This is a genomic window from uncultured Nitratireductor sp., assembly GCF_913053745.1.
GTDB lineage: Bacteria > Pseudomonadota > Alphaproteobacteria > Rhizobiales > Rhizobiaceae > Nitratireductor.
The window spans coordinates 35,151-61,084 of the sequence record NZ_CAJXGF010000006.1; the positions used below are offsets into that span (position 1 = coordinate 35,151).

The following is a 25,934-nucleotide window of genomic DNA, read 5'->3' on the forward strand; positions in this document are numbered from 1 at the left end:
GGAGAAGTTGCAATGAACAAATCGATCTTCAGGAAGCGTCTTGCCCTTGCCTCGCTGACAGCATCGGCTCTGACCCTGAGCGCGGGCGCGGCTTTCGCCGATTACACGCTGAACATTCTCCACATGAACGACTGGCACAGCCGCATCGAACCGATCAACAAATACGATTCCACCTGCTCGCCGGAAGACGACGAGGCCGGCGAATGCTTCGGCGGCGCAGCCCGTCTTGTCACCGCCGTGGCGGAATCGCGCGATGCGCTCGAAGGCGAAAACGTTCTGTTGCTCAACGCCGGCGACAATTTCCAAGGCTCGCTCTTTTACACCACCTACAAGGGCGCCGCCGAAGCCGAGTTCCTGAACCTCATGAAGACCGACGCCATGGTTGTCGGCAACCATGAGTTCGACGACGGCGAAGACGGTCTCGCCACCTTCCTCGACAAGGTCGAATTCCCCGTGCTTGGCTCCAATGTGAAGGCAAAGGAGGCATCAGCGCTTGGCGACCGGGTTAAGGAGTATCTGCTGCTCGATGTGGGCGGCGAGAACATCGCCATCGTCGGCGCTGTGGCCAACGACACGGCAGAGCTTTCCTCGCCGGGCGAAAATGTCTCCATCATCGAGGACGTCGCCGGCATCACCGCAGCCGTGGAAGCCGCCACCGCCGAGGGTGCGAACAAGGTCATTGCGCTCACCCATGTGGGCTACCCGCGCGACCTTGAAGCCATTGCCAAAATCCCCGGCGTCGACGTGGTCGTCGGCGGGCACTCCAACACACTTCTGTCGAACACGGTCGAGGGTGCGGAAGGCCCCTACCCGACCATGGTCGACAATCCCGACGGCCATCAGGTGCCCGTGGTCCAGGCCGCTTCCTACTCCAAATATCTCGGCGAACTGAAAATCACCTTCAATGACGAGGGCGTCGTCACCGCCGCAACCGGCGACGTCAAGCTGATCGACGCTTCCGTCGCCAAGGACGAGGCGGTCGTCGCCCGCGTTAAAGAACTGGCCGGTCCCATCGAGGAACTGAAAAACAAGGTGGTCGCCGAAACCGCCGCGCCCGTGGACGGCAGCCGCGAGACCTGCCGCGCCGGCGAATGCGAGATGGGCAATCTCGTTACGGATGCGATGGTCGCCCGCACCAGCGATCAGGGAGTTCAATTCGCCATCACCAATGGCGGCGGGCTGCGTGCCTCCATCGATTCCGGCGAAGTCACCATGGGCGAGGTTCTGGGCGTCCTGCCCTTCCAGAACACGCTCGCCACTTTCCAACTCAAGGGAGCCGACGTGGTCGCCTCCCTCGAGAGCGGCGTCAGCCAGATCGAGGAAGGGGCCGGCCGCTTCCCCCAGGTTTCCGGCTTGCGCTACAGCTTCGACCCGTCAGTTGCGCCGGGCGAGGGCCGCATCAAGTCTGTCGAGGTGAAGGATGGCGATGGATGGGCTTCGATCGATCCGGATGCAACCTATACAGTTGCCTCCAACAACTTCATGCGCAATGGCGGCGACGGCTACAAACTCTTCGCGGACAAAGCGGAGAACGCCTATGACTACGGGCCGGGCCTGGAACAGGTCCTGGCCGACTATCTCGCCGATAACAGTCCGTACACGCCCGCCACCGATGGCCGCATCACGGAAGTCGCGGCAAGCGTTGCCGGAACGCAGGCCGACGGCGAAGCGGACACACCAGACCTGCCAGAAATGTCGAAGACAATCGCCAACCAAGCCCCAAGCGCGATCGAATCCGCCGAATCCACTGTTGAAAACGCGGCTGACGAAGCCAAGAGCATGGCCGAAAGCGCGGTCGAAAAGGCTGGCGAAGCGGTCGAGAACATGACCGACAGTGCGAAAGAAATGGCAAGCGAGGCCACCGAGGAAGCCGATGCCGCCATGAAGGAGATGGCCGAAGGTACCAGCGAAATGGCGGAAAAGGCGAGCGAGGCTGCTGAAGGCGCGGAAACAATGGCCGAAGACACCGCCGAGACGGCCGATGAGACCATGACGGAAATTGGTAAGAAAACCCACACGATCGTCCGCGGCGACACGCTGTGGGAGATTGCCCGCACCTATTATGGCGACCCTGCCAAATGGCGTTCCATCGCCGAGGCCAATCCGGACATCGACGCCAACCGGCTCGACATCGGCATGACGATTGAAGTACCGGCTGCCAACTGAGCCTTCGCCATTCCCGAAGCCCCGCCGGTGGCGGGGCTTTTTCTATAAACGCAGATACCTGCTTATGGGTGTCGTCTGGCGCCTGCCCAAGCGGCACGAACGAACCCGAGACCAAGATCCCGGGCTCAGGCTTGCCAGGCCCGATTAAGGCTTTTCGTCAAACCTGTGAGCTGCAAGACACCAAATGTGATTTCAGGCACGAGGAAAAACCAGATCAACGGCGTTGCGCCCGAGAACAAGGCAACGATCATCCATGTGGAGAACGCCAGCCGCGCGATGCCGTCATGAATACCCAGACGAGGATCGTCCGAAACAAGGCGGACGATCGACCAGATGACGACAACGGTTCCGAAAAAATTCGCGAAGAGCACCGCATAAACGCCGAGCACTGGAAGTTCGCCAAAGCCGAGTTCGCGGTGCAACGAACTCATTGCATACTCCCAGACAAGCGTTAGCGTCACAGGCGTGGCAAACGGCCAGCTAACCAGAAGGTCATAGAGCGCCGAGATGCGAAATATTCGCTTATATATCTGATTTGAAATCATTTATTTCCCTTTCCATTGCGTCGGAAAGGTTCTAAACCTTGGAGCATAGTCCAAGGTCAAGGAGAAGATGATGAGAATTGGCGAATTGGCCGAACGGACCGACGTCAGCACCGATACGCTGCGCTTCTACGAAAAACGCGGCCTCATTCGTTCCGAACGTCGCGATAACGGATACAGGGATTTCGATGCCGATGCCGTTCGAATTGTCGAACTGGTCCGTCTTGGGCAGCGTTTGGGTTTCAATCTGCGCGAGATTAAAGACGTGACCGCCGCCCTTTCGGCAAACACCATGAATGCTGAGGACACGTCACGACTTCTGCGGCAGAAGCTTATGGAGACCGAAGAGCGGGTTTCCGAACTCAAGAAACTGCAAAGCCTCTTAACCGAGGCGCTTGAACAGGCCTGCCCGCTGAAAACCCGGCAAACTTGACCCCCTGCAACGCAGCAAACCGGCAAGTGCTCCGCCCTCGAGCACGGCATTTTTTACCCTGCGGCCACACGCTGCATTGAAAACCCGTCCGACATCGCTAGCTTCCCCTGCATGATCGGAGCCAAAGCATGAATCTCCCCACCAAAATCGACCGCACCGCTGCAAAGGCTATCGGCCCGCTGCCTGCAGATCACCCACCTGTCCGCATTGGCAAGGTAGGCGTTCTTCTCGTCAATCTCGGAACGCCCGACGGCACCGATTACGCGCCCATGCGGCGCTATCTGAGGGAATTTCTTTCCGACCCGCGTGTCATCGAATGGCCCAGGGCGATCTGGTATCCGATCCTTTACGGAATCGTTCTGAACACCCGGCCGAAGAAATCAGGCGCCGCCTATGCGGAAATCTGGAATCATGAACACAATGAATCGCCGTTGCGCACCTTCACCCGTGCCCAGGGCGAAAAGCTGGCCGAAGCGCTTAGCGAACACGATCATGTCATTGTTGACTGGGCGATGCGTTACGGTCGCCCCTCCATAGAGACGGTCACGAACAGCCTCATGGAACGCGGCTGCGACCGTATCGTCATGTTTCCGCTCTACCCGCAATATTCCGCGACCACCACGGCGACCGTGAACGACAAGTTTTTTGAAGCGCTCATGAAGATGCGCTTCCAGCCGGCGATCCGCACCGTGCCATCCTATCAGGACGAACCGGCATACATCGAAGCGCTCGCCCGCTCCATCGAAACGCATCTGGCGAAGCTCGACTTCGAGCCGGAGGTCGTCATCGCGTCCTATCACGGTATTCCCCAGAGCTATTTCAAACGCGGCGACCCCTATCATTGCCATTGCCAGAAAACCTCGCGCCTGTTGCGGGAACGCCTAGGCTGGAAGGAAAACAGACTCATCACATGCTTTCAGTCGCGCTTCGGCCCCGAAGAGTGGCTTCAGCCTTACACCGACAAGACGGTCGAAAAACTGGCCAGGGACGGCGTCAAATCCATTGCCGTCTTCAATCCGGGCTTCGTCTCCGACTGCCTGGAAACGCTTGAGGAAATCGCCGGTGAGGCCAAGGAAATCTTTCAGGAGGCCGGCGGCGAGAAGTTTACGCACATTCCCTGCCTCAACGACACGGAAGAAGGCATGGCCGTTATCGAGACGCTGGTGCGGCGCGAACTTTCGGGCTGGGTGTAAGCTCCACGCCGCCATGGGCGTGTCATATTTGGCGAAGCATATGCATCGCGTTACAACCGTTTGTGGAAATCACGCATCACGCTGGCAGACACCATGTTTATGCGTGTGCCGTGGGTTGCCGTTCTTTCCACGCGACGTCACAACGTATTGGAGCATCGTGCGGAAACTGAAAGCACCCGACGTCGCGCAAATGCTCTAAAGTGTCGACCACATGCGTTTCAAGCCCCACCGGGGCGGTCTTAGGAGCCGAACATGCCTTTCTCCGGTTTTGACATCATCATCCCCGTTCTGGTGGTCCTTGTCCTGCTGTTGCTCTTTGCCGGCATCAAGACGGTGCCGCAGGGATTCAACTTCACAGTCGAGCGGTTCGGCCGCTACACACGCACGCTCACACCGGGACTTAATCTGATCATTCCCTTCATCGACCGCATCGGCGCCAAGATGAATATGATGGAACAGGTCCTCGACGTGCCGACCCAGGAGGTCATCACACGTGACAATGCCATCGTTGCCGTGGATGGCGTCGCGTTCTACCAGGTGCTGACCGCCGCCGAGGCCGCCTATCAGGTTTCTGGTCTGGAGAACGCAATTCTGAACCTGACCATGACGAATATTCGCTCCGTCATGGGCTCCATGGATCTCGACGAGCTTCTGTCCAACCGGGACACGATCAACGAGAAGCTCCTGCGTATTGTCGACGATGCCGCCAGCCCTTGGGGCATCAAGATGACCCGCGTCGAGATCAAGGACATCAATCCGCCGGCCAATCTGGTGGAATCGATGGCGCGCCAGATGATGGCCGAGCGTAACAAACGTGCGCAAATTCTAGAGGCCGAGGGTCTCAAGCAGGCCGAGATTCTGGAGGCCGAAGGCCGCCGCGAAGCCGCGTTCCGCGATGCCGAAGCGCGCGAACGCGCTGCCGAGGCGGAAGCCCGCGCAACCCAGGTCGTGTCGGAGGCCATCGCCGCCGGCGATGTTCAGGCCGTCAACTATTTCGTGGCGCAGAAATACACCGAAGCACTGGCCACCATCGGTTCTTCCAGCAACAACAAGATCGTCCTCATGCCCTTCGAGGCGTCTTCGCTGATCGGTTCGCTGGGTGGCATCGGTTCCATTGCGCGGGACGTTTTCGGCGAAACCGGCAAATCCTCGGCGCAGACGAAACGCGCCTCGTCTGCTCGTCCGCCACGCACGCGTCCAGCGCAGGAGTAAAGCGCCATGATCGAGCATGTCGTCGCAGAACTCGGCCCATGGAACTGGATGCTGCTCGGATTCGTACTGCTTGCAGCGGAAATCCTGGCGCCCGGTGTGTTCCTGTTGTGGATCGGCATCGCAGCGATCCTCACCGGTGCGCTCTCATTGCAATTATGGGACATGGCTGCCTGGACCTGGCAGGTTCAGGTTCTGGTCTTCCTGGCCCTTTCGCTGATCTCCGCCTATGCAGGCAAGCGCCTCATGGATTCACGCCGCAACGAGGAGACGGACCAGCCGTTCCTCAACCGACGGACGGAGCAGTTGGTTGGCCGCACGGCAACGCTGGAGGAAGCCATCGAGAACGGTTTCGGCCGTATTCGTCTAGACGATACGCTGTGGCGTGTCGCCGGACCGGAGCTGCCAACCGGCACACGCGTCCGTGTGGCGTCGGTGGACGCGGGGACGTTGCGCGTCGAAGCGATATGAAATGCCATTTCCCGAGGAATGAAGGTCCCTGGAACGGATATCCGGGCACACTTGACCCGTCAGGTTTCAGGCCGCGCCGATCCGCAACAGATCGTGCAGATGCACCACCCCGCAGGGCTTGCCATTCTCCACCACCATCAGCGTGGTAATGGACGAGGAATTGACGATCTGCAGCGCGCTTTCCGCCAGCGTTTCCGGCGCGATCGTCTTGGGATCGCGCGTCATAACCTGATCCACCGTGAGGGCCAGAAGCTCACTGTCGATATGGCGCCGCAGATCGCCGTCGGTAATGATGCCAATCAGAGCGCCGGCGGCATCGGTAATGCCGACGCAGCCGAAGCCCTTCTGCGTCATCTCCAGAATGGCTTCGCGCATCAGCGCGCCACTTCTGGCAAGCGGCAATTCGCCGCCGGAATGCATGATCTGCCGTACCTGGGTGAGCTTCGCACCGAGTTGGCCGCCGGGATGGAAGGTGCGGAAATGATCTGCCGTGAAGCCCCTTGCCTCGAGCAACGCCACCGCCAGCGCATCGCCGATCACCAATTGCAAAACCGTCGATGTGGTGGGCGCCAGGCCGTGCGGACACGCTTCCGGGGCGCGTGGCAGACCGAGCACGATCGAAGCCTCCTTCGCGAGCGCTGACGATTTGCCGGCGGTGATCGCGATGATCGGGATGGCGAAACGTCTGGCATAGGCAACGATGCCATGCAGTTCCGTCGTCTCCCCAGACCATGACATGGCTAGGATCAGATCGTCGTCGCCAATCATACCGAGATCGCCGTGATTGGCCTCGGCGGGGTGCACGAAAAAGGCAGGGGTTCCCGTCGAAGCGAGCGTCGCGGCAATCTTCGATCCGATATGACCGCTCTTGCCGACACCTGTCACAATCAGGCGCCCCTTGATGCCGGCGATAACCCGCACCGCTTCCGCGAAGGGATCGGCCAGGCCGTTATCAAGTGCTTCGGCAAGTTCCTTCAGGCCTGCGCGTTCCGTTTCAAGCGTGCGAACGGCCGAAGCGACAACGCTTTTCCGGTCGATGGTCATGGAAGAGTCTTTCAGCATGGCAATGCCCTTACCGCCTCGGTGGCCGGCTGTCCATTCAGTTTGTCCCCGCCGACGCACCCACTTTGTCCTTTCCCGGGCCTCGGCCATTACCGGACAGATGTATCACTTGACCGCTCAACCTTCCGTTAACCACGGCACTTTACACTTCGGTAAGCATAATCATGACGCGTCGCTATAGTCTGGATCTGTATGTCTCGTCCCGGTGTCAGAGTGGGTTCCCGTATATGCGGCTGGCACAGGTCCACTGCGCTGGGCCTGTGTCTGTCCGCATTCGCGTGCAGCGTCGCCGCGACACAGGAAATCGACGGCTTGCGGGGTCTCGTCTCGGAAACGGACATCACGTCGGCCATAAGGAGCGATGCTGAGACCGGCCTCCCCCCGCAGCGCTACGAACCGGCGACGCCAAGAGCTGCAGAACCGGAAGAGGTCGAAAACGAACGTGCCGTCCGCGTGCCTTCGACCGCTGTCGCGCGAGAACGCGCACGCTCGGAAAGCGACAATCAAGACCAGCCGACAGAACCCGCTCCCGATGGAACAGTCACGGGCGGCATTCCGGAAGACGATCTTGAAGAAGATGCGACCGCCTTCGAACGGATCGAACGGGCCGAAGCCCTCAATCCGCGCACTGGAGCGATCGAGAACGACTTTCAGGCCTCCGAGGACAATCCGTATGCTCCCCTGGGTTTGCGGTTCGGCACATTCACCGTCACGCCTACACTCGAGCAAGGGCTGAGCTGGACTTCGAACGCCGATTCGAGCCCCGGCGGAAGCGAGGCGATGCTTTCCGAAACCACGCTCAGGCTTGCTGCGGTTTCAGATTGGGCCCGACACGCAGCGACAATGGATGCTTACGGGATCTATCGCAGATCCGTTTCAGGCGATGAGGTATCGGAACTGGAGGGGGGTATCGACAGCACGCTGCGCTTCGATCTCGCGCACGACTATACGGCGCTCGCCAGTCTCGGCTATTCGATCCGGCCTGAATCGGCGTCTTCACCGGTCATCATCGCCGGTGTCGAGGATCGTCCGCTGCGCCATACTCTTGATGGCAGCCTCGGTCTGTCGAAGAACCTGGGTAAGCTGCGTCTCAGCGCTACCGGATCGGTGTCGCGTCAGCAATACGGCGATGCGACGCTCGTCGACGGTAGCACATTGTCCCAGGATGAGCGCAACGCCACACTGGCCACGCTGCGTCTGCGCACGGGTTACGCCGTTTCGCCCGCTCTCACTCCGTTCATAGAAGGAGAAATCGGCCGCCGTTTGTACGATGAGAAACAGGACAGCGCTGGGTATGAGCGCTCCGCGACGCGGATTGCCGCACGCGCCGGCGTAATGGTCGACATCGAGGAAAAACTGTCGGGCGAAGCCGCGATCGGCTGGATCGCCGAGGATATCGACGACGAACGCCTCGACACGGTTTCGGGCCTCGCGCTCGCCGCCACGCTCAACTGGTCGCCGCAACGCGGCACCAATGTGCGCCTCGACGGCTCGACAACGATAGAAGGCACCACGGATGCAGGCAGCAGCGGCTCGATTCTCTATGCCGGCACCTTGAGGCTCGAGCGGCAGATCCGCGCCAACCTGACGGCCGAGGCCGCGGCCGGACTTTCCTGGCGCGACTATATGAGCGGCGAGCACGATCTGACAATGAACGGCGAAGCGGGCATGACCTGGTGGCTCAACCGCACTCTCGGTTTGACCGGCCGTGCGCGCTACGAGAAACGCACGAGCAGCCTACCCGATCGCGACTACGATGCCACGAGTGTATTTCTGGGCATCAGAATGCAGCGATAAGCCGATTTTTTCCGGAATCTACGCGCAGAAATCTTAGATTCTGAGAAAAACAGCGCCATTCCCACATGAATGGCGCCGTTTTTCCGTTTTCTGTCAATTCCGCCCGGAGGCTTCGACTGCCCGCAAAACGTGCTCACGCAAATCAGGCCGCTCGAGCGCAAAAGCAAGGTTGGCTTCGACGAAGCCTTCAGGCGAACCGCAGTCGAACGTGCGACCGGTAAAGTGATAGCCGTGAAATGGCTGTTGCTCCATCAACGTCAGCATGGAATCGGTGAGCTGGATTTCACCACCGGCACCACGTTCCTGCTGTGCCAGAAGATCGAAGATCGACGGCTGGAGAATATAGCGGCCATTGATATAGAAATTCGACGGCGCATCTTCCGGCTTTGGCTTTTCGACCATGGCGTTGATCTCGAACCCTCCGGCGACATCCGCGCCGCGGCCGACGATGCCGTATTTGTGGGTCTGGGAAGGTTCGCATTCTTCCACCGAAACCACGTTGCCGCCCGTCTTATCGAACACTTCCACCATCTGCGAAAGGCAACCCTTGGGCGACTGCATGATCATGTCGGGAAGAAGCAACGCAAACGGTTCGTTGCCGACCAGTTCGCGCGCGCACCAGACAGCATGGCCGAGACCGAGAGGTTCTTGCTGGCGGGTGAAACTCGTCTGGCCCGGCTGCGGCTGCATGCCATGCAGCCTCTCCAGAACCGCGTTCTTGCCGCGCCGCTCAAGTGTGTCGTACAATTCGACCTGAATGTCGAAGTGATCCTCGATGACCGCCTTGTTGCGTCCGGTCACGAAAATGAAGTGCTCGATACCGGCTTCGCGCGCCTCGTCGACAACGTACTGAATTACAGGTTTGTCGACGACCGTCAGCATTTCCTTGGGAATTGCTTTTGTGGCCGGGAGAAAACGCGTTCCAAGACCAGCGACAGGAAATACCGCTTTGCGAAGTTTCGTCATCAGAAATAGACCCCCGAAGGATTGGCAAATGGGATATGGCACCGCCTTAGCAACGCCGGATTGATGTTTGCTGAATGAATGCGCGTATATCGTGACAAGTTCCGCGGAAGGATGATCACGGACATTAACAGCATGGTAAACGTTTTTCTAACCGGAGCCTGCGAAAGATAGGCTGGACTACCTGTAACGGAGATCGTGATGTTGTTCCGCTTGCCCCCACGAAACCGCGTCGCGACATTGATCGCCTCTTTCGTGGTTGCCTTTACCGTAACCCTTCAGCCGGCCAGCGCCGACGCGGGATTTCAGCGCTGGATTCAGCAGTTCCGCAACGTGGCGATCCAGAACGGCGTTTCCGGCGCCACCTACGATCGCGCTTTCCGCGGCATTACCGCCCCCGACCCGGAAGTGCTCGAAAAGGCGCGCTATCAGCCCGAATTCCGCGCCGAGCCGTGGGAGTATTTCGACAACCGCGTTCAGGACGACGCGATTCAGCGCGGCCGCCAGCTCGCCCGTCAGTGGAAGCCCTGGCTGGACCGCATCGAGCGCCAGTTCGGTGTCAGCCGCCACGTGTTGCTCGCCATCTGGTCGATCGAATCGAACTACGGCGAGGTGCTTAAAAACGACCGCATCATGCGCAGCGTGCCGCGTTCGCTGGCAACGCTTGCTTACGCAGACAAACGCCGCGCAAAGTTCGCCCGCCAACAACTCGTCGCAGCATTGAAGATCCTGCAGACCGGCGACATCGACGTTGGCCATCTAACCGGCTCCTGGGCCGGTGCGATGGGGCACACGCAGTTCATACCGACCAGCTATCAGGCCTATGCGGTCGACATGGACGGCAATGGCCGCCGCGACATCTGGACCTCCATTCCCGACGCGTTGGCTACCGCGGCCAATCTGCTTCGCCGCAATGGCTGGCGTACCGGCGAGACCTGGGGCTACGAGACGGCAGCGCTTCCGGGCGGACGCAAGTTCCCCGGTGGCAACATGTCGCTTAGCCGCTGGCAATCGATCGGCGTGGTGCGCGCAAATGGCAAACCCTTCCCGCGGCCGGGCGACAGCGCCGAACTGAAAGTGCCGGATGGCCGTGCAGGCCCGGTGTTCCTGGTGACCAAGAATTTTCAGGTCATCAAGCGCTACAACAATTCCGACAAATACGCGCTCGCCGTGGGTCTACTCGCCGACCAGATTGCCGGCTATGGCGGGCTGGTACGCGACTGGGACCGTCCCTTCGAGCGCCTGAGCTATACGGAAACGGAAGAACTTCAGCGTCGCCTGGGCGCTCTCGGCTATTATGACGGCCCGATCGATGGCAAGATCGGCTCGGGCTCGCGGGCGGCCATCCGTGCCTTCCAGAGCCGTAACGGCATGCAGCAGGACGGCCATCCCGGCAAGGAGGTCCTGCGCCGCTTGCGTGGAAATTGAGCCGGCAGCAACGGAACGAAGGCATGGAAGCCAACCGGACCAGACAGAATGAGGGAAACGGCAAACCCATCGCACTTGCCGTTGTCGCCCTGGCTCTGACCATGCCCGCAGCGCTCACGGCCATACCCTCGAGCGCCGAAGCGCAGGAATATCGCCAAGAGCAACGGCGCGGTCTGTTCGACCTCCTATTCGGCGGCGGTCTGCGTCAGCGTCAGCCGGAACGCCCCGCCGTTCGCCAGCGCAACGTTCCAAGACAGCAGGAGCGCACGCGGCGACGACGGTCGGCAGCGCCGAGCGCACCCCGGCAACCACCGCCGCCTCCGGAAGTCGAGAAACTGGAGAACGCCCGCGTCGTCCTCGTCCTTGGCGACTTCATGGCGGGCGGACTTGCCGAAGGGCTGAGTGCAGCCTATGCGGAATCGCCCGGCGTGCGGGTGGTCAACCGCAGCAACGGTTCGTCCGGTTTCGTGCGCGACGACTACTACGACTGGAATGGCGAGATCGCCGGTATCCTTGAAGATGTGTCTCCCGCCGTCGTTGTGGTCATGATCGGTTCAAACGACCGACAGCAGCTTGTCGTCGACGGCAAGCGTGAAGCGCATCGCTCGGACGCCTGGCTCGCGGAATACACCGAACGGGTGGAGACTTTCGCGACAGCGATCGAGGAGAAGCAAATTCCGCTCATCTGGAGCGGTCTGCCGGCGTTCAAATCGTCCAGCATGTCGTCGGACATGCTGGCCTTTAACGACATTTACAAATCGACCGCCGAAGCCATCGACGGCACGTTCGTCGACATCTGGGACGGATTCGTGGATGAGAATGGCGGTTTCATCTTCACCGGCCCCGACATGAACGGCCAGCCGGTAAGGTTGCGCGGCAGCGACGGCATCAATCTGACGCGCTCGGGCAAGCGCAAGGTGGCCTTCTATGTCGAAAAACCGCTCAACAAGCTGCTAGGAGAAGCCGTTTCTCCCGATATTGGCGAGCTTGGCATCGAGAGCCTGCCTGCCCTGGTGCTGCATCCGGAGGCCCCCTCACCGGTGAACCGGACAGTACCGATCTCGCTTTCAGACCCCACGCTGGACGGCGGATTGGAATTGATGGGCGCGGTTGTGAAGCCGATTGCCCGCCAAGAGCGCAATCAAGACGAGGAGCGCACGCCACAGCCGGCCGCACAGCCCGGCCGTGCGGACAATTTCTCCCTGTTTCCCAGGACGACCGCAGATAATAACGCGCCATCGAAGCCTTCGGCCCAGGCGTCACCCTGACCGTTCAAGGCTTGTTCAAGTCAATCAGCGCGGCAAAACAGAGCTTCCCATGAGGAACTCGTCGACCGCACGGGCAGCCTGACGACCTTCGCGAATGGCCCACACCACCAGCGACTGGCCACGACGCACATCGCCCGCCGTGAAGAGCTTGTCGACGCTGGTCTTGTAATCGCGGTCATTGGCATTGACGTTGACCGAGTTGCGACGATCGACATCGGTTTTCAGGCGCTCGCCGAACTCCGAAAGAACGCCGGTTTCCAGGGGACCGGAGAAGCCGATAGCGATGAAGGCGAGATCGGCACGGATGACAAATTCGGTTCCGGCAATGGGCTTGCGCTTCTCATCCACCTGGCAGCACTTCACACCGGTCAGAACGCCGTCCTCACCGACGAATTCGAGCGTGGCCACCTGGAATTCGCGCTCCGCGCCTTCCGCCTGCGAGGAGGAGGTGCGCATCTTGGTCGCCCAGTAAGGCCAGACGGCAAGCTTGTCTTCCTTCTCCGGCGGGCGTGGACGGATGTCGAGCTGGGTGACGCGAACAGCCCCCTGGCGAAAAGCCGTGCCCACGCAATCGGACGCCGTGTCGCCACCGCCGACGACGACGACATGATTGCCACCGGCCAGAATGGGGTCAGCGGCCCAGGCGACGGATTGGATGTCCTCGCCACCCACGCGCCGGTTCTGCTGGACGAGATAAGGCATGGCGTCGTGCACACCTTCGAGATCAGCGCCGGGAATGCCGGCCGGGCGCGGGCGTTCCGAACCGCCGCAATAAAGCACCGCATCGTGCTCGCCGAACAGTTCTTCCACCGACTTGTCGACCCCGACATTCACGCCGCAATGGAAGGTGACGCCCTCGCCCTGCATCTGCTCGATGCGACGGTCGATATAGTGCTTCTCGATCTTGAAATCGGGAATGCCGTAACGCATCAAACCGCCCGGCTTGCTTTCGCGTTCGTAGACGTGCACCCGGTGACCGGCTCGACCGAGCTGCTGGGCAGCCGCCATGCCGGCCGGGCCGGAACCGATAATGGCTACGGATTTGCCGGTTTTGTGCTCCGGCGGATAGGGTCGCACGAAACCGGCCTCATAGGCCTTGTCGGCAATGGCCTGCTCGACCGTTTTGATGGCGACGGGAATATCCTCGAGATTGAGCGTGCAAGCTTCCTCGCACGGTGCTGGACAGATGCGGCCCGTCCATTCGGGAAAATTGTTGGTGGAATGAAGATTGCGGATCGCCTCGTCCCAGTCGCCGTTGTAGACGAGATCGTTCCAGTCCGGAATCTGGTTGTGAACCGGGCAGCCAGTCGGCCCGTGGCAATAAGGAATGCCGCAATCCATGCAGCGCGCGGCCTGCTTCTCGACTTCCTTGTCCGACATGGGCAGCGTGAACTCGCGAAAATGGCGAATCCGGTCGGACGCCGGCTGATACTTGTGTACCTGCCGGTCGATTTCGAGAAAACCTGTAACCTTACCCATCGAGTAAACCCCGTTATTCTATCGCATTTTTCAGCCAGGTGGCCTTACCTGACGTCCGCATAAATGCGGAAACACAAAGAGATAGAGCGTCCCTTGTGCGTCCAGAAGAACGCATGGCGCTCTAGTGAAGTGCCGGAAGCCCGAGGACATCTTCGCACCGTGCAATCCAGCGGGTGATCGCCTTGCGCCCATCGACCTGAAACCCGCCCTGGGGAGCGAGCCGCGTATAGCCGAGGAGCGCGATATCGGCGATTGTGAGGGCAGCACCGACGAAGAAATCGCGCGTCTTCAACGCACCCTCCATGAAATCGAGAGCTGCCTCTCCCCGCTCGACCTTGTCCGGATCGCGCGTTTCAACCGGTTCCCCGCGATAGACCACGTGGAACCGGGCGCCGGCGACATTGGGCTCGTGGAAATTCTGTTCCCAGAACATCCATTGATCGATCTCGGCCTGGGTGAAAGCGTCATCCGGCAACAGCACGGATCCCCGCGCCAGAAAGCGTATGATCGCGCCGGATTGCCCGAGCGCCCGACCGTCGTCAAAACGCACCACCGGCACCTGACCGAAAGGCGACATGGCGAGAAACACGTCCGTGCGGCTTTCGCCGGCCATGATATCGAGCTCGTGCCAGCGATAGGACAGGCCCAGATGGTCCGCCGTGTATTTGACCTTCAAGCAATTGCCCGAATTCAGGTCGCCGAAAACTTCCATCCGCGTAAACTCCCCAGAACGACGGCTATTCCGCCGCCAGGCCCAGCCTCATGCGCTCCATCTCCTCAAGCGCACGGCGGTATTCGACGGGCATCACCTTGCGGAATTTCGGACGATAGTCCGCCCACTTGTCCAGAATGGTGCGCGCCCGTTCCGAGCCCGTGTAGTGAAGATGGTTGGAAATGAGCTGCGCCAGGCGCTCCTCGTCGTGCCGGGTCATGTCGCCGGAAACGTCGACACGGCCCTTGTGCATGAGGTCGCCGCCGTGGTGGTGCAGCTTCTCGAGAATATCGTCCTCCTCAGGCACCGGTTCGAGTTCGACCATGGCCATGTTGCAGCGCTCGGCGAAATCGCCAGCTTCATCGAGCACATAGGCCACGCCGCCGGACATGCCGGCGGCGAAGTTGCGGCCCGTCTGCCCGAGCACGACCACAACGCCGCCCGTCATGTATTCGCAGCCATGGTCGCCGACGCCCTCGACCACCGCGACAGCGCCCGAATTGCGAACGGCGAAACGCTCTCCGGCAACGCCCCGGAAATAGCACTCGCCCTCGGTGGCGCCATAAAGCACGGTGTTGCCGACAATGATCGAATCTTCCGCGATAATCCTGGAATCGTCCGTGGGACGAATGACAATGCGGCCGCCGGAGAGGCCCTTGCCCACATAGTCGTTGGCATCACCCTCGAGATTGAACGAGACACCTCGCGCCAGGAAAGCGCCGAAAGATTGGCCGGCGGTGCCGGTCAGACGCACGGAGATCGTATTCTCCTTCAGCCCCTTATGACCGTAACGTTTGGCGACCGCACCCGAAAGCATCGCACCGGCGGATCGGTCGGTGTTGCAGATCGGGAAATCGAGCGACACGGGCTCGCGGTTCTCGAGTGCCGGCTTCGCTGCCTCAATCAGCTTTCGGTCGAGCACATCGTCGATGGGGTGCGCCTGCCTCTCGGTCCAGTAAATGGCCTCGCGGGGCGCATCGGGCTTGAAGAACATTTTTGTGAAGTCGAGCCCGCGCGCCTTCCAATGCGCAATCATGGCGTCCTTCTCCAGAAGGTCCGATTGGCCGACAATGTCGTCGAGCTTCGTGTAGCCCATTTCGGCGAGATACTCGCGCACCTCTTCGGCAACGTAAAAGAAATAGTTGATGACGTGTTCGGGCGTGCCCTTGAAGCGCTTTCGCAACACCGGATCCTGGGTGGCAACGCCAACGGGGCAGGTGTTTAGGTGGCACTTGCGCATCATGATGCAGCCGGCCGCGATCAGCGGCGCGGTGGAGAACCCGAACTCGTCGGCACCCAGAAGCGCACCGACGATGACGTCGCGTCCGGTCTTCAAGCCGCCATCGACCTGGAGCGCCACGCGCGAACGCAGGCCGTTCAGCACCAGCGTCTGGTGCGTCTCGGCAAGGCCCATCTCCCACGGACTGCCCGCATGCTTGATGGAGGTGAGCGGCGAAGCACCGGTGCCGCCGTCATAGCCGGCGATTGTGATGTGGTCGGCGCGCGCCTTGGCCACACCGGCGGCGACCGTGCCCACGCCCACTTCGGAAACAAGCTTGACGGAGACGTCGGCATCCGGATTGACGTTTTTGAGGTCGAAGATGAGCTGTGCCAGATCCTCGATGGAGTAAATGTCGTGATGCGGCGGCGGCGAGATGAGGCCGACGCCCGGTGTCGAATGGCGCACCTTGGCAATGGTGGCATCCACTTTGTGACCGGGAAGCTGGCCGCCCTCGCCGGGTTTTGCACCCTGAGCGACCTTAATCTGCATCATATCGGAATTAACGAGATATTCGGTGGTTACGCCGAAACGGCCGCTGGCGATCTGCTTGATGGCCGAACGCTCCGGATTGCTCGAACCGTCGGGCATGGGCAAGTAACGGTCAGCTTCCTCGCCACCTTCGCCGGTGTTGGACTTGCCGCCCAGCGCATTCATGGCACGTGCCAATGTGGTGTGCGCCTCGCGGCTGATGGAGCCGAAGGACATGGCACCCGTCGAGAACCGCTTAACGATCTCCGCTGCCGGCTCGACCGCATCCAGGGAAACCGGCTTCCGACCGGCATCCTTCGCCGCCTTGACCGCAAAAAGGCCGCGAATGGACTTGGCGTCCACCGCCTCCCCGTCGACCATTTTGGCGAAGTCGCGATAAGTCTCCCAGGATTTTCCACGCACGGCATGCTGAAGGGACGCCACGGCATCGGGCGACCAGATATGCGATTCGCCGCGTATGCGGTAATTGTAGTCGCCTCCGACTTCGAGCGCGTTTTTCAGCACCGGATCGATGCCGAAGGCGGCGGCATGACGACCGGCCGTCTCGGCGGCGATTTCCTCCAGACCGACACCTTCGATGGTGGTGGCGGTGTTGGTGAAATACCGCTCGATGAAATCGCTTTCCAGCCCCACGGCGTCGAAAATCTGCGCGCCGCAATAGGACTGATAGGTGGAGATGCCCATCTTCGACATCACCTTCAAAATGCCCTTGCCGATGGCCTTAATGTAACGCTGGACGACTTCCTGCGCATCGACTTCGGGCGGAAAATCGCCCTGCTTGTGCATGGACAAAAGCGTGTCGAAAGCCAGATAGGGGTTGATCGCCTCGGCGCCATACCCTGCCAGGCAGCAGAAATGATGCACTTCACGCGGCTCGCCGGATTCGACCACCAGGCCTACTGCGGTGCGCAGGCCCTTGCGGATCAGGTGATGATGGACGGCCGCCGTTGCCAGCAGCATCGGGATGGCGATGCGGTCCGAACCGATCTGGCGGTCGGACAGGATGATGATGTTGTAGCCGCCGGCGACGGCTGCCTCCGCCCGGTCGCACACACGCTCCAGCGCGCCGCGCATGCCGGCCGCCCCCTCGCCAGACGCATAGGTAACGTCGATGGTCTTGGTATCGAAGCGGTCTTCGGTGTGGCCGATGGAGCGGATTTTCTCCAGATCGCCATTGGTGAGGATGGGCTGGCGCACCTCGAGCCGCTTGCGGCGCGAGTTGCCGACGAGATCGAAAATGTTGGGACGCGGGCCGATAAAGGAGACAAGGCTCATCACCAGTTCCTCGCGGATCGGGTCGATCGGCGGGTTGGTGACCTGCGCGAAGTTCTGCTTGAAATAGGTGTAAAGCAGCTTGGGTTTGTCGGACATGGCCGAGATGGGCGTATCCGTGCCCATGGAACCGATGCCTTCCTGGCCGGTGGTCGCCATGGGCGCCATCAGCATCCTGGTGTCTTCCTGCGTGTAGCCGAAGGCCTGCTGGAGATCGAGCTGAGCCACATCCTTGCGGAGCGCGCGCGGCTCGACCGGCTTCAGGTCTTCCAGGATGAGCTGGGTGTTGTCGAGCCAATTCTGGAAGGGATGCTTGCTGGCAATGGCCGCCTTAACATCTTCATCGGAGATGATGCGGCCCTCTCCCATATCGATCAGAAGCATGCGGCCTGGCTGGAGACGCCACTTGCTGACGATCTTCTCCTCCGGCACCACCAGCGCGCCGGCCTCCGATGCCATGATCACGCGGTCGTCGTCGGTAACGACATAGCGGGCCGGACGCAGGCCGTTGCGGTCGAGTGTCGCGCCGATTTGAATGCCGTCGGTGAAGGCCACAGCGGCCGGGCCGTCCCATGGCTCCATCAAAGCGGCGTGGTACTCGTAGAACGCCTTGCGTTCATCGCTCATCAAGCGGTTGCCGGCCCAGGCTTCCGGGATGAGCATCATCATCGAATGAACCAGCGAATAACCGCCCTGGAACAGGAACTCGAGCGCGTTGTCGAAGCAGGCCGTGTCGGACTGTCCCTCGTAGGAGATTGGCCAGAGCTTGGAAATGTCGTTGCCAAAAAGCTCCGAATCCACCGATGCCTGGCGCGCCGCCATCCAGTTCACGTTGCCGCGCACAGTGTTGATCTCACCATTGTGGGCAACCATGCGATATGGATGCGCCAATTCCCAGGAAGGGAAAGTGTTGGTGGAGAAACGCTGGTGAACGAGCGCCAGAGCGGTCTCAAAGCGCGGATCTTTCAGATCGTTGTAATAGGCGCCAAGCTGATAGGCGAGGAACATGCCCTTGTAGACAATGGTGCGCGCGGAGAGAGACACGGTGTAGAAGCCGTGCGTACCTCCCTCGAGCTCTTCGCGCACACGGCCCGATATGACCTTGCGCAAGATATACAGGCGCCGCTCGAAATCCTCTTCATTCTGGATACCAGCACCGCGCGCAATGAATATTTGCCGATGGACCGGCTCGGAAGCGACGATTTCAGGCGCCTTGGACAGGCAGGAATTGTCGACCGGGACATCGCGGAAGCCGATCAGTTCTTGACCTTCCGAGCGCACCACATCGGCAATGATATCATCGATACGTTTGCGCAGGTCGACATCGCGCGGCATAAAGAAATGGCCGACGCCATAGTGACCGGGTTCGGGAAGTTGGATGTCGCGATCCGCCCACTCCTCACGATAGAGGCGGTCGGGAATCTGCATCAGCATGCCCGCGCCGTCGCCCACCAGCGGATCGGCGCCCACAGCACCACGATGGGTAAGGTTCTCCAGCATGGCCAGGCCATCGCGCACGATGTCGTGGGAACGCTTGCCCTTCATATGCGCGACAAAACCGACGCCACAGGCATCGTGCTCGTTGCGGGGATCGTAGAGCCCCTGCGCCACGGGCAGGCCCGGCGCGGGCGTCGTCACGGTGCGTCTGACGGCGGGCGATCCGGCCTCGGCGGCAGGTTCGAACTCTGTCGAAACAGATGGCGTCATTTCCGTCATCGCAAGTCCTCGCAATTGTTGCCCAGAGCCTCTCCTCCCTGAGCGGTCGTTCAGTCGCCGGGCTGCCCTTGCGGCCATCCGGGGTGTATGCACGGCATTTCCGTTTAGAAGCCGGAGGAACGCTACCGGTTCGCTCCGGCGCATTTCTTGTTCTTGGGCGGGGCATTCCTGCCTATGATTTTTCTCCGGTCATTGCCGGACCGCCTTCGTCGCGCCGATCGCCAGCTACATTACCACGACCCCGGGAGGCGTTTGCAATGCATTGGCGACATGATTTGCGCACGATAAGACAGCAGTACTGTCCTATTCGCTGAAATGCCAGAAATACCAACACCAGACAAGACGGAAATGCAAATTTTTTGCGCAAAAAGCGAAAGAAAATTCCCAAACTGCAAGTATTGCCGAAATTATCCGTCATTACCGCAGATCATCCTGCAAAGCTCCATAATGACCGCAACATCTCATCTTCAGGGCTTGATACGGGAGAGCGAAGCGCGCAATGTCGCGCCGCCACTGCTTATTTTGAGGTCAAAAGAGAGATCGACTGCATGAATTTCGCCTCCGACAACTGGGCCGGCGCTCATCCGCAAATTGCCGAAGCGCTCACTTTCAATGCAAGCGGCTATTCATCGGCCTACGGAACCGGCGATCTGGACAGGCGGGTCGAACAGATCTTCTGCGATATATTCGAACGCGAGGTCGGGGTCTTTTTCGTCGGCACAGGCACGGCGGCGAACAGCCTCTCGCTTGCATGGGCGGCCAAGCCCGGCGGCGTCGCATTCTGCCATTCGGAGGCCCATGCCATCGAGGATGAGGGCGGAGCGCCGGAATATCTGACCGGCGGAACACGATTGAAAGGCGTTGCGGGCAGTCTGGGCCGCATGGAGGCGGATGCGCTCGATGCGGCGATCCGCGAATATCCTGCCGAGTTCGTGCATGCAGGGCAGCCGGTCGCCGCCTCCATTACACAGGCAACCGAGATCGGCACACTCTATCCCTTAGAGGAGATCGAGAAGATCGCGGGGATCTGTCGCCAGGCAGACATCCCGCTTCATCTGGACGGTGCCCGTTTTGCAAATGCGCTGGTGGCACTCGAAACGACGCCGGCCGAGATGACTTGGAAACGCGGTGTGGACATCGTCTCTTTCGGCGGCACCAAGAATGGCTGCTGGTGCGCGGAGGCCATTGTCGTGCTCGACCCGGCGAAAATCGGCCAGATGCGCTTCTTGCGCAAGCGCGCGGCGCAGCTCTTTTCGAAGTCGCGTTTCATGGCCGCGCAATTCGAAGCCTATTTCAAGGACGAACTGTGGCTCGATACCGCGCGTCATGCCAATGCGGTGGCAGCGGATCTTGCAGCCGTCATATCGGCGACCGACGGCGCACGTCTTGCCTGGGAGCCACAGGCAAACGAGGTGTTCGCGCTTTTAACGGCCGATAAGGCGAGGGTTTTGCAGGCCGCCGGTGCGCAATTTCATCCCTGGAAGGCGCCCCTCTCTTTTATCGGTGAAATGAAAGAAGACGAGCTTCTGTACCGTTTCGTGACCAGCTTCGCGACGGAACACTCAGAAATCGAACGGTTCTCGCAAGCTTTAAACGGCTGAACGGTTTAGGCACGAGGCCCTGCGATAAACAGGGCCTCACACCCAAGTGATGCTGGCTCGCGCGCGCTTGATTTCCAAGTGAACGATCCCTCTGAAAAAACGGTCCTGCCGGAGCAGCAATCCGGTTTCGACACGACCTCTAGAGGAGATCATTTCATGTCCACGAAAACCGCACTTACCGCCGCCTACATTGCCGGTACCGTTGCCGCCGCACTGTCGGCCGGCACCGTGGCCACGACAACCGCCGCACAGGCCCAGGAAAAAGAAAAATGCTATGGCGTGTCCATGGCGGGCAAGAACGACTGCGCAGCTGGCCCCGGCACCACATGCGCCGGCACATCAAAGGTCGACTACCAGGGCAATGCCTGGACTTATGTCGATGCGGGCACCTGCACCACGATGGAACTGCCCGACGACCGCATGGGTTCGCTTGAGCCGCTCGAGCGCGACCTGCCGTCCTGATCCGGCTCGACACAATCCAAAGACAACAATGCCGGGAGACGCCCGATGGCACGCGAGTCCGCAGTCCACTCCGCAATCCAACGCCGCTTCCCGGCATTCGATCCCGCCGGCCGTGCCGGCGCGAGTTTCAAACCCCAGCATTTCGATGCCATCGCGGCTGATCCCGCCTCGGTCGGTTTCGTCGAGGTGCATGCGGAAAACTATATGGGGGCGGGCGGTCCGCCACACGCCTCGCTAACCGAGATTCGCAAAGTGCTACCGGTCTCCCTGCACGGCGTGTGCATGTCCATCGGCGGGCACAATCCAATCGATCGGGAACATCTGGCCCGTTTCGCAAGTCTTGTGGAGCGTTATGAGCCCTTCAAGATTTCGGAGCATCTCGCCTGGTCGACCCATGACGACGTCTTCTTCAACGACCTCCTGCCCCTACCCTATACCGACGAGACGCTGGCGCGTGTGTGCGAGCATATCGATCAGGTGCAAAACACCATCGGCAGACCGGTGCTTCTGGAGAACCCGTCCACCTATATTTTGTTTTGCGAATCCGAATGGGCCGAAACGGATTTTCTGCGCGAGATCGTTAAACGGACAGGCTGCGGGCTGCTGCTCGACATCAACAATGTCTTCGTCTCGGCCACCAATCATGGCTACAGCGCCACGGAGTATCTGGCCGATTTTCCGTTGCAGCATGTCGGCGAAATCCACCTGGCGGGCCATGACGAACAGGAAGACGACGAAGGGTCTCCCCTTTTGATCGACAGTCATGACCGACCTGTCGCCGATCCTGTGTGGAGCTTGTATGAGATGGTGATCGACGAGCGCGGCCCCATCGACACGCTGGTCGAATGGGATTCGGAGGTTCCCGACTGGCCGATCCTGCGGTCCGAAGCAACCGCGGCCGAGCATATCCTCGACCGCTATCGCGGGCGCCAACAGCGCATGAACCGTCATGTCCTACAGTCCTGACACGATGGCGAAAAGACACAGGCTCGCCTACGACGATGCGTTCGGCGCAGTGCTGCTCGATCCCGAACGCGATACGCCACAAGGCGTGATCGGTCCGCGAGGAAAAGCGGCGAACAAGCGCTTCAACGTCTACCGCAACAATGTCACGCATGGGTTGGTGAATGCGCTTTGCGAAATTTTTCCGGCCGTCACCCTAATACTCGGGGAACAGAATTTTCGCATGATCGCGCGGGATTTCCTGCGTGCCCGCCCGCCGAGTTCGCGCCTCGTTTTCGAATACGGACACGAGTTTGCGGATTTCCTCGCCGGTTTCGCGCCGATCCAGCATCTGAGATATCTGCCCGACGTGGCACGGCTGGAGCGCGCCTGGCTCGATGCCTATCATGCAGCCGACCGAACACCGCTCGCGCCCTCTGCCCTTGGCGCATTTGCGCCCGAGCGGCTTGCAACGGCACTCTTCACACCGCACCCGGCCACCAAGCTCATCGCCTCGGATTATGCCGTGCATACGATCTTCATGGCCCATCGCAAGGGCCCCATGCCGGAACGTATCAACGCCAGCGTCGCCGAGGCAGCGCTCGTGACCCGACCGTTGCTGGACGTGCGGGTGCACAAGCTCGACCGGGGGCAATTCCATTTCTTGCAAGCGCTTTGCCAGGGCGCCACCCTACAGAAAGCTGCCAGCAGGGCGCTGGAAAACCACCCCTCTTTCGATCTTTCGACCGCAATCGCCCTTCTGATCGAAAGCGGCGCTTTTGAAAGCTGTCGCTCTTGCAGCGTCACCGACGAAGAGGACTGACACCGGTGTTTCAGACAATCCAGGACCTGCATGCGCGCCTATTCTCAACCGTGGAACGCATATTCGACGGCTGGTTTCTGGGACTTGCGGCGCGGTTTGCCTTTTTTGCGGTGCTCTATTTCTACTTCCTGAACTCCGCCAGAACCAAAGTGGAGGAAGGCATCTTCGGCTTCTTCAGCATCGCCGACGGCGCCTACTACCAGATCGCTTTACCGGCGGTGGAAGCTGCGAATGGCGATATCTCGGCCGTTCCCTTCATTCCGTGGGGCGCGATGGTGTGGGTTGGAACCTACGCGGAATTCGTTTTGCCGCTTCTGATCGTCATCGGACTGTTCACCAGGATCGCCGCGCTCGGCATGATCGGTTTCGTTCTGGTGCAATCCTATGTGGATATCGCCGTGCACAAGGTCGGCTCGGAAACGGCCGGTGCCTGGTTCGACCGTTTCTCGGACGGATTGATTTGGGATCAGCGCACGCTCTGGATTCTCCCACTTCTCTATCTGGTGCTGAAAGGCGCCGGGCTGATCTCGCTCGATGCGCTTCTTTCGCGCCGACGCAACTCCCCAAGTTCATGAATCAAAAGCGGCGCCACAAAGGGCGCCGCCGTCGTTTGTCAGGGTATGGGCCTTAGTGGGCCTTGGCCTCGATCTCCTTCGCATCCTTCACCGAAGCGATGGGAATGCGGCGCGGCTTCATCTCCTCGGGGATGTTGCGCGTAAGGTCGATGTGCAGAAGGCCATTTTCGAGATTGGCGCCCGTCACTTCCACATGATCGGCGAGCTGAAAACGACGCTCGAAGCTACGCGCGGCGATGCCGCGATAAAGCAGTTCGCTCTCGCCATTCTGGTCGGAAGCCTTCTCGCCCTTGACGGTAAGCACGTTGCGATGAGCCTCGATGGAAATATCTTCGTCGCCAAATCCAGCGACCGCCATCGAGATGCGATAGGCATCATCGCCCGTGCGCTCGATGTTATAGGGCGGATAGGTCTGGCCGTTTTCCGGCTGGCCCAGCGTATCGAGCATCGAGAAAAGCCGGTCGAAGCCGACGGTGGAACGATAAAGAGGTGAAAAATCAACGTGACGCATGGTCTGTTCTCCTGTTGAGCAACATTGCGTTGTAGCCGTTTTCCGAAACCCGCTCATGGGCGTTTCGCACTGACCAGCAGCCCCGTTCTGGCGGCTGCGGAAGATATATGGGAACAGCAAAAATTCAGTTCAAGAGCGCACCGCAACCACATGAACGACGGATGAACGATGCGCTCGGATACCGTTCAGCTTGGCATTGTTAGGGTTGATGCAATCGATCGGTGGCACAGCGTTGTCGCCGCGCAGCCCGTGCAACCCTGCGGAAGCACAAAGACGCTGTAGATTATTGAGTATGCGCATCGGCTTTCGTGACGATGCGCCGGGAAACGCACCGGATGTAACGTCCCTTCCACCGGTGCGGAAAGCCGGAAGCGGCATTGCGCCGCTTCCGGCATCCGTTTTTACAAGAAACGGTTCTGTTTCTTGCCTTTCGGAGTTCCCAGCTCTATCACTTCATAGGAATATGATCTTCCTCCGCTCCCTCAAATTCTCGCTTGAGGCCAACGATCCCGCATGGACGACCTGCTCATCTCCGTTCCGGAAAACCCCGCACCAGAGGGGATAAAGGCAGGCCGGCTTCAGACCGATGACGGAGTATCGATCCGTTATGCCCGCGTGCCCGGGCGCGGAAAGGAAAAGCATGGCACCGTGGTGCTGCTTCCCGGGCGCAACGAGTATATCGAGAAGTATTTCGAGACCGCTGACGATCTGGCACGGCGGGGTTATGGATCGGCGATTCTGGACTGGCGCGGTCAGGGCGGTTCCGAGCGGCTTCTGGCGAACGCCAATCGCGGTTATGTGGAAAGCTTCAACGATTACATCCGCGACCTGGACGCACTCTTCGAACAGGTGGTGCTACCGGATTGTCGGGGTCCTTACTACATACTCGCCCACTCCACGGGCGTTCTGATCGCGCTTCTGGCCTCTCACACCCTGTCCAACCGCGTTCGCCGCATGGTGCTTTGCGCACCTCTGCTGGGCCTGGCCGCCTCGCCAGCAACGACATTGTGGGTGGGACGTCTTGCCCAGTTTCTCTACGCTATCGGGCTTGGAAAAATGTATATGCCGGGTCGGCGCAACCGGCTGAAGACGCCGGATTTTTCGCCTGCAGCACTGAGCTCCGACCCGGAGCGCTTCGCCAGAAACCGGGCGACGGTCTCGGCCTGGCCGGGGCTTGCCATCAATGGACCGACAGTGGCGTGGACGCGTGCAATGTTCCGCGCCATCGAACACGTAACAGATCCGGCCTATATGGCGCGGCTCCACATCCCCTCTCTCATACTGGCCGCCGGAGGCGACCGCGTGGTCTCCAACGCCGCAATCGAGCACTATGCGCGGCATCTGCGTAGCGGATCTCTGCTGACTATCGACGGCGCGCGGCACGAGATCCTGCAAGAAGCCGACCGTTACCGGGAGCCGGCGCTCGCTGCCCTTCTCGCCTTCTTGGATGGCACGGGCGACATCAATTTCTGACCCTGTTCAACGCAATAGCGCCATCGCCTTTTCATGAAGCTCGGGCGTGGCGGCGGCGACGATGT

21 protein-coding genes are annotated in these 25,934 nt (G+C 60.3%); 14 read left to right on the top strand and 7 right to left on the bottom strand.

The features are described from left to right. The first annotated feature begins 12 nt into the window (after nt 1-12). A complete protein-coding gene (locus tag QZ638_RS02165; RefSeq protein WP_295806279.1) occupies nt 13-2,166 on the top strand; it encodes a 5'-nucleotidase C-terminal domain-containing protein in 2,154 nt (717 codons plus the stop codon). A 125-nt stretch (nt 2,167-2,291) separates the two neighbouring features. Here QZ638_RS02165 and QZ638_RS02170 read toward each other — a convergent pair whose 3' ends face one another. Beyond that, nucleotides 2,292-2,597, bottom strand: coding sequence for a hypothetical protein (locus tag QZ638_RS02170; RefSeq protein ID WP_295806280.1), 306 nt, complete (start codon nt 2,595-2,597; stop codon nt 2,292-2,294). Nucleotides 2,598-2,781: 184 nt separating this feature from the next. Here QZ638_RS02170 and QZ638_RS02175 point away from each other — a divergent pair, with 184 nt between their 5' ends. The 4 genes from QZ638_RS02175 (at nt 2,782) to QZ638_RS02190 (ending at nt 6,014) form a co-directional block, all read left to right on the top strand. Continuing rightward, nucleotides 2,782-3,141 carry a MerR family transcriptional regulator gene (locus QZ638_RS02175; protein ID WP_295806282.1) on the top strand — a complete coding sequence of 120 codons (360 nt, stop codon included), beginning with the start codon at nt 2,782-2,784 and terminating at the stop codon, nt 3,139-3,141. A 128-nt stretch (nt 3,142-3,269) separates the two neighbouring features. Further along, on the top strand, nt 3,270-4,334 hold the full coding sequence (gene hemH / locus QZ638_RS02180) for a ferrochelatase (RefSeq protein ID WP_295806284.1): 1,065 nt from the start codon (nt 3,270-3,272) through the stop codon (nt 4,332-4,334). A 252-nt stretch (nt 4,335-4,586) separates the two neighbouring features. Then, nucleotides 4,587-5,546 carry an SPFH domain-containing protein gene (locus QZ638_RS02185; protein ID WP_295806286.1) on the top strand — a complete coding sequence of 320 codons (960 nt, stop codon included), beginning with the start codon at nt 4,587-4,589 and terminating at the stop codon, nt 5,544-5,546. A 6-nt stretch (nt 5,547-5,552) separates the two neighbouring features. Beyond that, complete coding sequence (locus QZ638_RS02190; protein WP_295806287.1) at nt 5,553-6,014, top strand: NfeD family protein; 462 nt, start codon at nt 5,553-5,555, stop codon at nt 6,012-6,014. 66 nt (nt 6,015-6,080) lie between these two features. On the opposite strand, the gene QZ638_RS02195 is transcribed toward QZ638_RS02190, so the two are convergent. After that, a complete protein-coding gene (locus QZ638_RS02195) occupies nt 6,081-7,076 on the bottom strand; it encodes a KpsF/GutQ family sugar-phosphate isomerase (RefSeq protein ID WP_295806289.1) in 996 nt (331 codons plus the stop codon). Between the two features lie 312 nt (nt 7,077-7,388). On the opposite strand from QZ638_RS02195, the gene QZ638_RS02200 reads away from it, so the two are divergent. After that, the gene (locus tag QZ638_RS02200; RefSeq protein WP_295806291.1) at nt 7,389-8,873 is read left to right on the top strand and encodes an outer membrane beta-barrel protein; all 1,485 of its coding nucleotides are present in this window, start codon (nt 7,389-7,391) and stop codon (nt 8,871-8,873) included. A 93-nt stretch (nt 8,874-8,966) separates the two neighbouring features. Here QZ638_RS02200 and galU read toward each other — a convergent pair whose 3' ends face one another. After that, nucleotides 8,967-9,839 carry a UTP--glucose-1-phosphate uridylyltransferase GalU gene (gene galU / locus QZ638_RS02205; RefSeq protein ID WP_295806292.1) on the bottom strand — a complete coding sequence of 291 codons (873 nt, stop codon included), beginning with the start codon at nt 9,837-9,839 and terminating at the stop codon, nt 8,967-8,969. Between the two features lie 198 nt (nt 9,840-10,037). On the opposite strand from galU, the gene QZ638_RS02210 reads away from it, so the two are divergent. Beyond that, on the top strand, nt 10,038-11,264 hold the full coding sequence (locus tag QZ638_RS02210) for a lytic murein transglycosylase (protein ID WP_295806293.1): 1,227 nt from the start codon (nt 10,038-10,040) through the stop codon (nt 11,262-11,264). Between the two features lie 23 nt (nt 11,265-11,287). Next, nucleotides 11,288-12,532 (top strand): DUF459 domain-containing protein, encoded by a 1,245-nt coding sequence (locus tag QZ638_RS02215; protein ID WP_295806294.1) that lies wholly within the window; start codon nt 11,288-11,290, stop codon nt 12,530-12,532. Nucleotides 12,533-12,556: 24 nt separating this feature from the next. Here QZ638_RS02215 and QZ638_RS02220 read toward each other — a convergent pair whose 3' ends face one another. The 3 genes from QZ638_RS02220 to gltB form a co-directional block, all read right to left on the bottom strand. Then, nucleotides 12,557-14,011: a glutamate synthase subunit beta gene (locus QZ638_RS02220; RefSeq protein WP_295806296.1), complete on the bottom strand. Its 1,455-nt coding sequence runs from the start codon at nt 14,009-14,011 to the stop codon at nt 12,557-12,559. Nucleotides 14,012-14,132: 121 nt separating this feature from the next. Further along, the gene (locus QZ638_RS02225) at nt 14,133-14,723 is read right to left on the bottom strand and encodes a glutathione S-transferase family protein (RefSeq protein ID WP_295806297.1); all 591 of its coding nucleotides are present in this window, start codon (nt 14,721-14,723) and stop codon (nt 14,133-14,135) included. A gap of 25 nt (nt 14,724-14,748) precedes the next feature. Beyond that, the gene (gltB, locus tag QZ638_RS02230) at nt 14,749-19,482 is read right to left on the bottom strand and encodes a glutamate synthase large subunit (protein ID WP_295806299.1); all 4,734 of its coding nucleotides are present in this window, start codon (nt 19,480-19,482) and stop codon (nt 14,749-14,751) included. Nucleotides 19,483-20,030: 548 nt separating this feature from the next. On the opposite strand from gltB, the gene QZ638_RS02235 reads away from it, so the two are divergent. From QZ638_RS02235 to QZ638_RS02255, 5 genes are all read left to right on the top strand, one after another. Then, nucleotides 20,031-21,083: a low specificity L-threonine aldolase gene (locus QZ638_RS02235; protein ID WP_295806300.1), complete on the top strand. Its 1,053-nt coding sequence runs from the start codon at nt 20,031-20,033 to the stop codon at nt 21,081-21,083. Nucleotides 21,084-21,239: 156 nt separating this feature from the next. Next, complete coding sequence (locus tag QZ638_RS02240) at nt 21,240-21,545, top strand: DUF2282 domain-containing protein (RefSeq protein WP_295806302.1); 306 nt, start codon at nt 21,240-21,242, stop codon at nt 21,543-21,545. A gap of 45 nt (nt 21,546-21,590) precedes the next feature. After that, nucleotides 21,591-22,511, top strand: coding sequence for a DUF692 domain-containing protein (locus QZ638_RS02245; RefSeq protein WP_295806304.1), 921 nt, complete (start codon nt 21,591-21,593; stop codon nt 22,509-22,511). After that, the gene (locus tag QZ638_RS02250) at nt 22,495-23,310 is read left to right on the top strand and encodes a DNA-binding domain-containing protein (protein ID WP_295806306.1); all 816 of its coding nucleotides are present in this window, start codon (nt 22,495-22,497) and stop codon (nt 23,308-23,310) included. Before QZ638_RS02245 ends, QZ638_RS02250 begins: the two co-directional genes overlap by 17 nt. 5 nt (nt 23,311-23,315) lie before the next feature. Then, on the top strand, nt 23,316-23,885 hold the full coding sequence (locus tag QZ638_RS02255) for a DoxX family protein (protein ID WP_295806307.1): 570 nt from the start codon (nt 23,316-23,318) through the stop codon (nt 23,883-23,885). Nucleotides 23,886-23,937: 52 nt separating this feature from the next. On the opposite strand, the gene QZ638_RS02260 is transcribed toward QZ638_RS02255, so the two are convergent. Beyond that, nucleotides 23,938-24,396, bottom strand: a complete 459-nt coding sequence (locus QZ638_RS02260; protein ID WP_295806308.1) for an Hsp20 family protein — start codon at nt 24,394-24,396, stop codon at nt 23,938-23,940. 513 nt (nt 24,397-24,909) lie between these two features. Here QZ638_RS02260 and QZ638_RS02265 point away from each other — a divergent pair. Continuing rightward, on the top strand, nt 24,910-25,869 hold the full coding sequence (locus QZ638_RS02265) for an alpha/beta hydrolase (RefSeq protein WP_295806311.1): 960 nt from the start codon (nt 24,910-24,912) through the stop codon (nt 25,867-25,869). The last annotated feature ends 65 nt before the right edge of the window (nt 25,870-25,934 follow it).

Coding starts and splice junctions, on each gene's coding strand:
- QZ638_RS02215 (WP_295806294.1), top strand. CDS start 11,288: ATGGAAGCCAACCGGACCAGACAGAATGAGGGAAACGGCAAACCCATC.
- QZ638_RS02225 (WP_295806297.1), bottom strand. CDS start 14,723: ATGGAAGTTTTCGGCGACCTGAATTCGGGCAATTGCTTGAAGGTCAAA.
- QZ638_RS02240 (WP_295806302.1), top strand. CDS start 21,240: ATGTCCACGAAAACCGCACTTACCGCCGCCTACATTGCCGGTACCGTT.
- hemH (WP_295806284.1), top strand. CDS start 3,270: ATGAATCTCCCCACCAAAATCGACCGCACCGCTGCAAAGGCTATCGGC.
- QZ638_RS02220 (WP_295806296.1), bottom strand. CDS start 14,011: ATGGGTAAGGTTACAGGTTTTCTCGAAATCGACCGGCAGGTACACAAG.
- gltB (WP_295806299.1), bottom strand. CDS start 19,482: ATGACGGAAATGACGCCATCTGTTTCGACAGAGTTCGAACCTGCCGCC.
- QZ638_RS02185 (WP_295806286.1), top strand. CDS start 4,587: ATGCCTTTCTCCGGTTTTGACATCATCATCCCCGTTCTGGTGGTCCTT.
- QZ638_RS02165 (WP_295806279.1), top strand. CDS start 13: ATGAACAAATCGATCTTCAGGAAGCGTCTTGCCCTTGCCTCGCTGACA.
- QZ638_RS02195 (WP_295806289.1), bottom strand. CDS start 7,076: ATGCTGAAAGACTCTTCCATGACCATCGACCGGAAAAGCGTTGTCGCT.
- QZ638_RS02170 (WP_295806280.1), bottom strand. CDS start 2,597: ATGAGTTCGTTGCACCGCGAACTCGGCTTTGGCGAACTTCCAGTGCTC.
- QZ638_RS02250 (WP_295806306.1), top strand. CDS start 22,495: ATGTCCTACAGTCCTGACACGATGGCGAAAAGACACAGGCTCGCCTAC.
- galU (WP_295806292.1), bottom strand. CDS start 9,839: ATGACGAAACTTCGCAAAGCGGTATTTCCTGTCGCTGGTCTTGGAACG.
- QZ638_RS02210 (WP_295806293.1), top strand. CDS start 10,038: ATGTTGTTCCGCTTGCCCCCACGAAACCGCGTCGCGACATTGATCGCC.
- QZ638_RS02245 (WP_295806304.1), top strand. CDS start 21,591: ATGGCACGCGAGTCCGCAGTCCACTCCGCAATCCAACGCCGCTTCCCG.
- QZ638_RS02175 (WP_295806282.1), top strand. CDS start 2,782: ATGAGAATTGGCGAATTGGCCGAACGGACCGACGTCAGCACCGATACG.
- QZ638_RS02235 (WP_295806300.1), top strand. CDS start 20,031: ATGAATTTCGCCTCCGACAACTGGGCCGGCGCTCATCCGCAAATTGCC.
- QZ638_RS02265 (WP_295806311.1), top strand. CDS start 24,910: ATGGACGACCTGCTCATCTCCGTTCCGGAAAACCCCGCACCAGAGGGG.
- QZ638_RS02190 (WP_295806287.1), top strand. CDS start 5,553: ATGATCGAGCATGTCGTCGCAGAACTCGGCCCATGGAACTGGATGCTG.
- QZ638_RS02260 (WP_295806308.1), bottom strand. CDS start 24,396: ATGCGTCACGTTGATTTTTCACCTCTTTATCGTTCCACCGTCGGCTTC.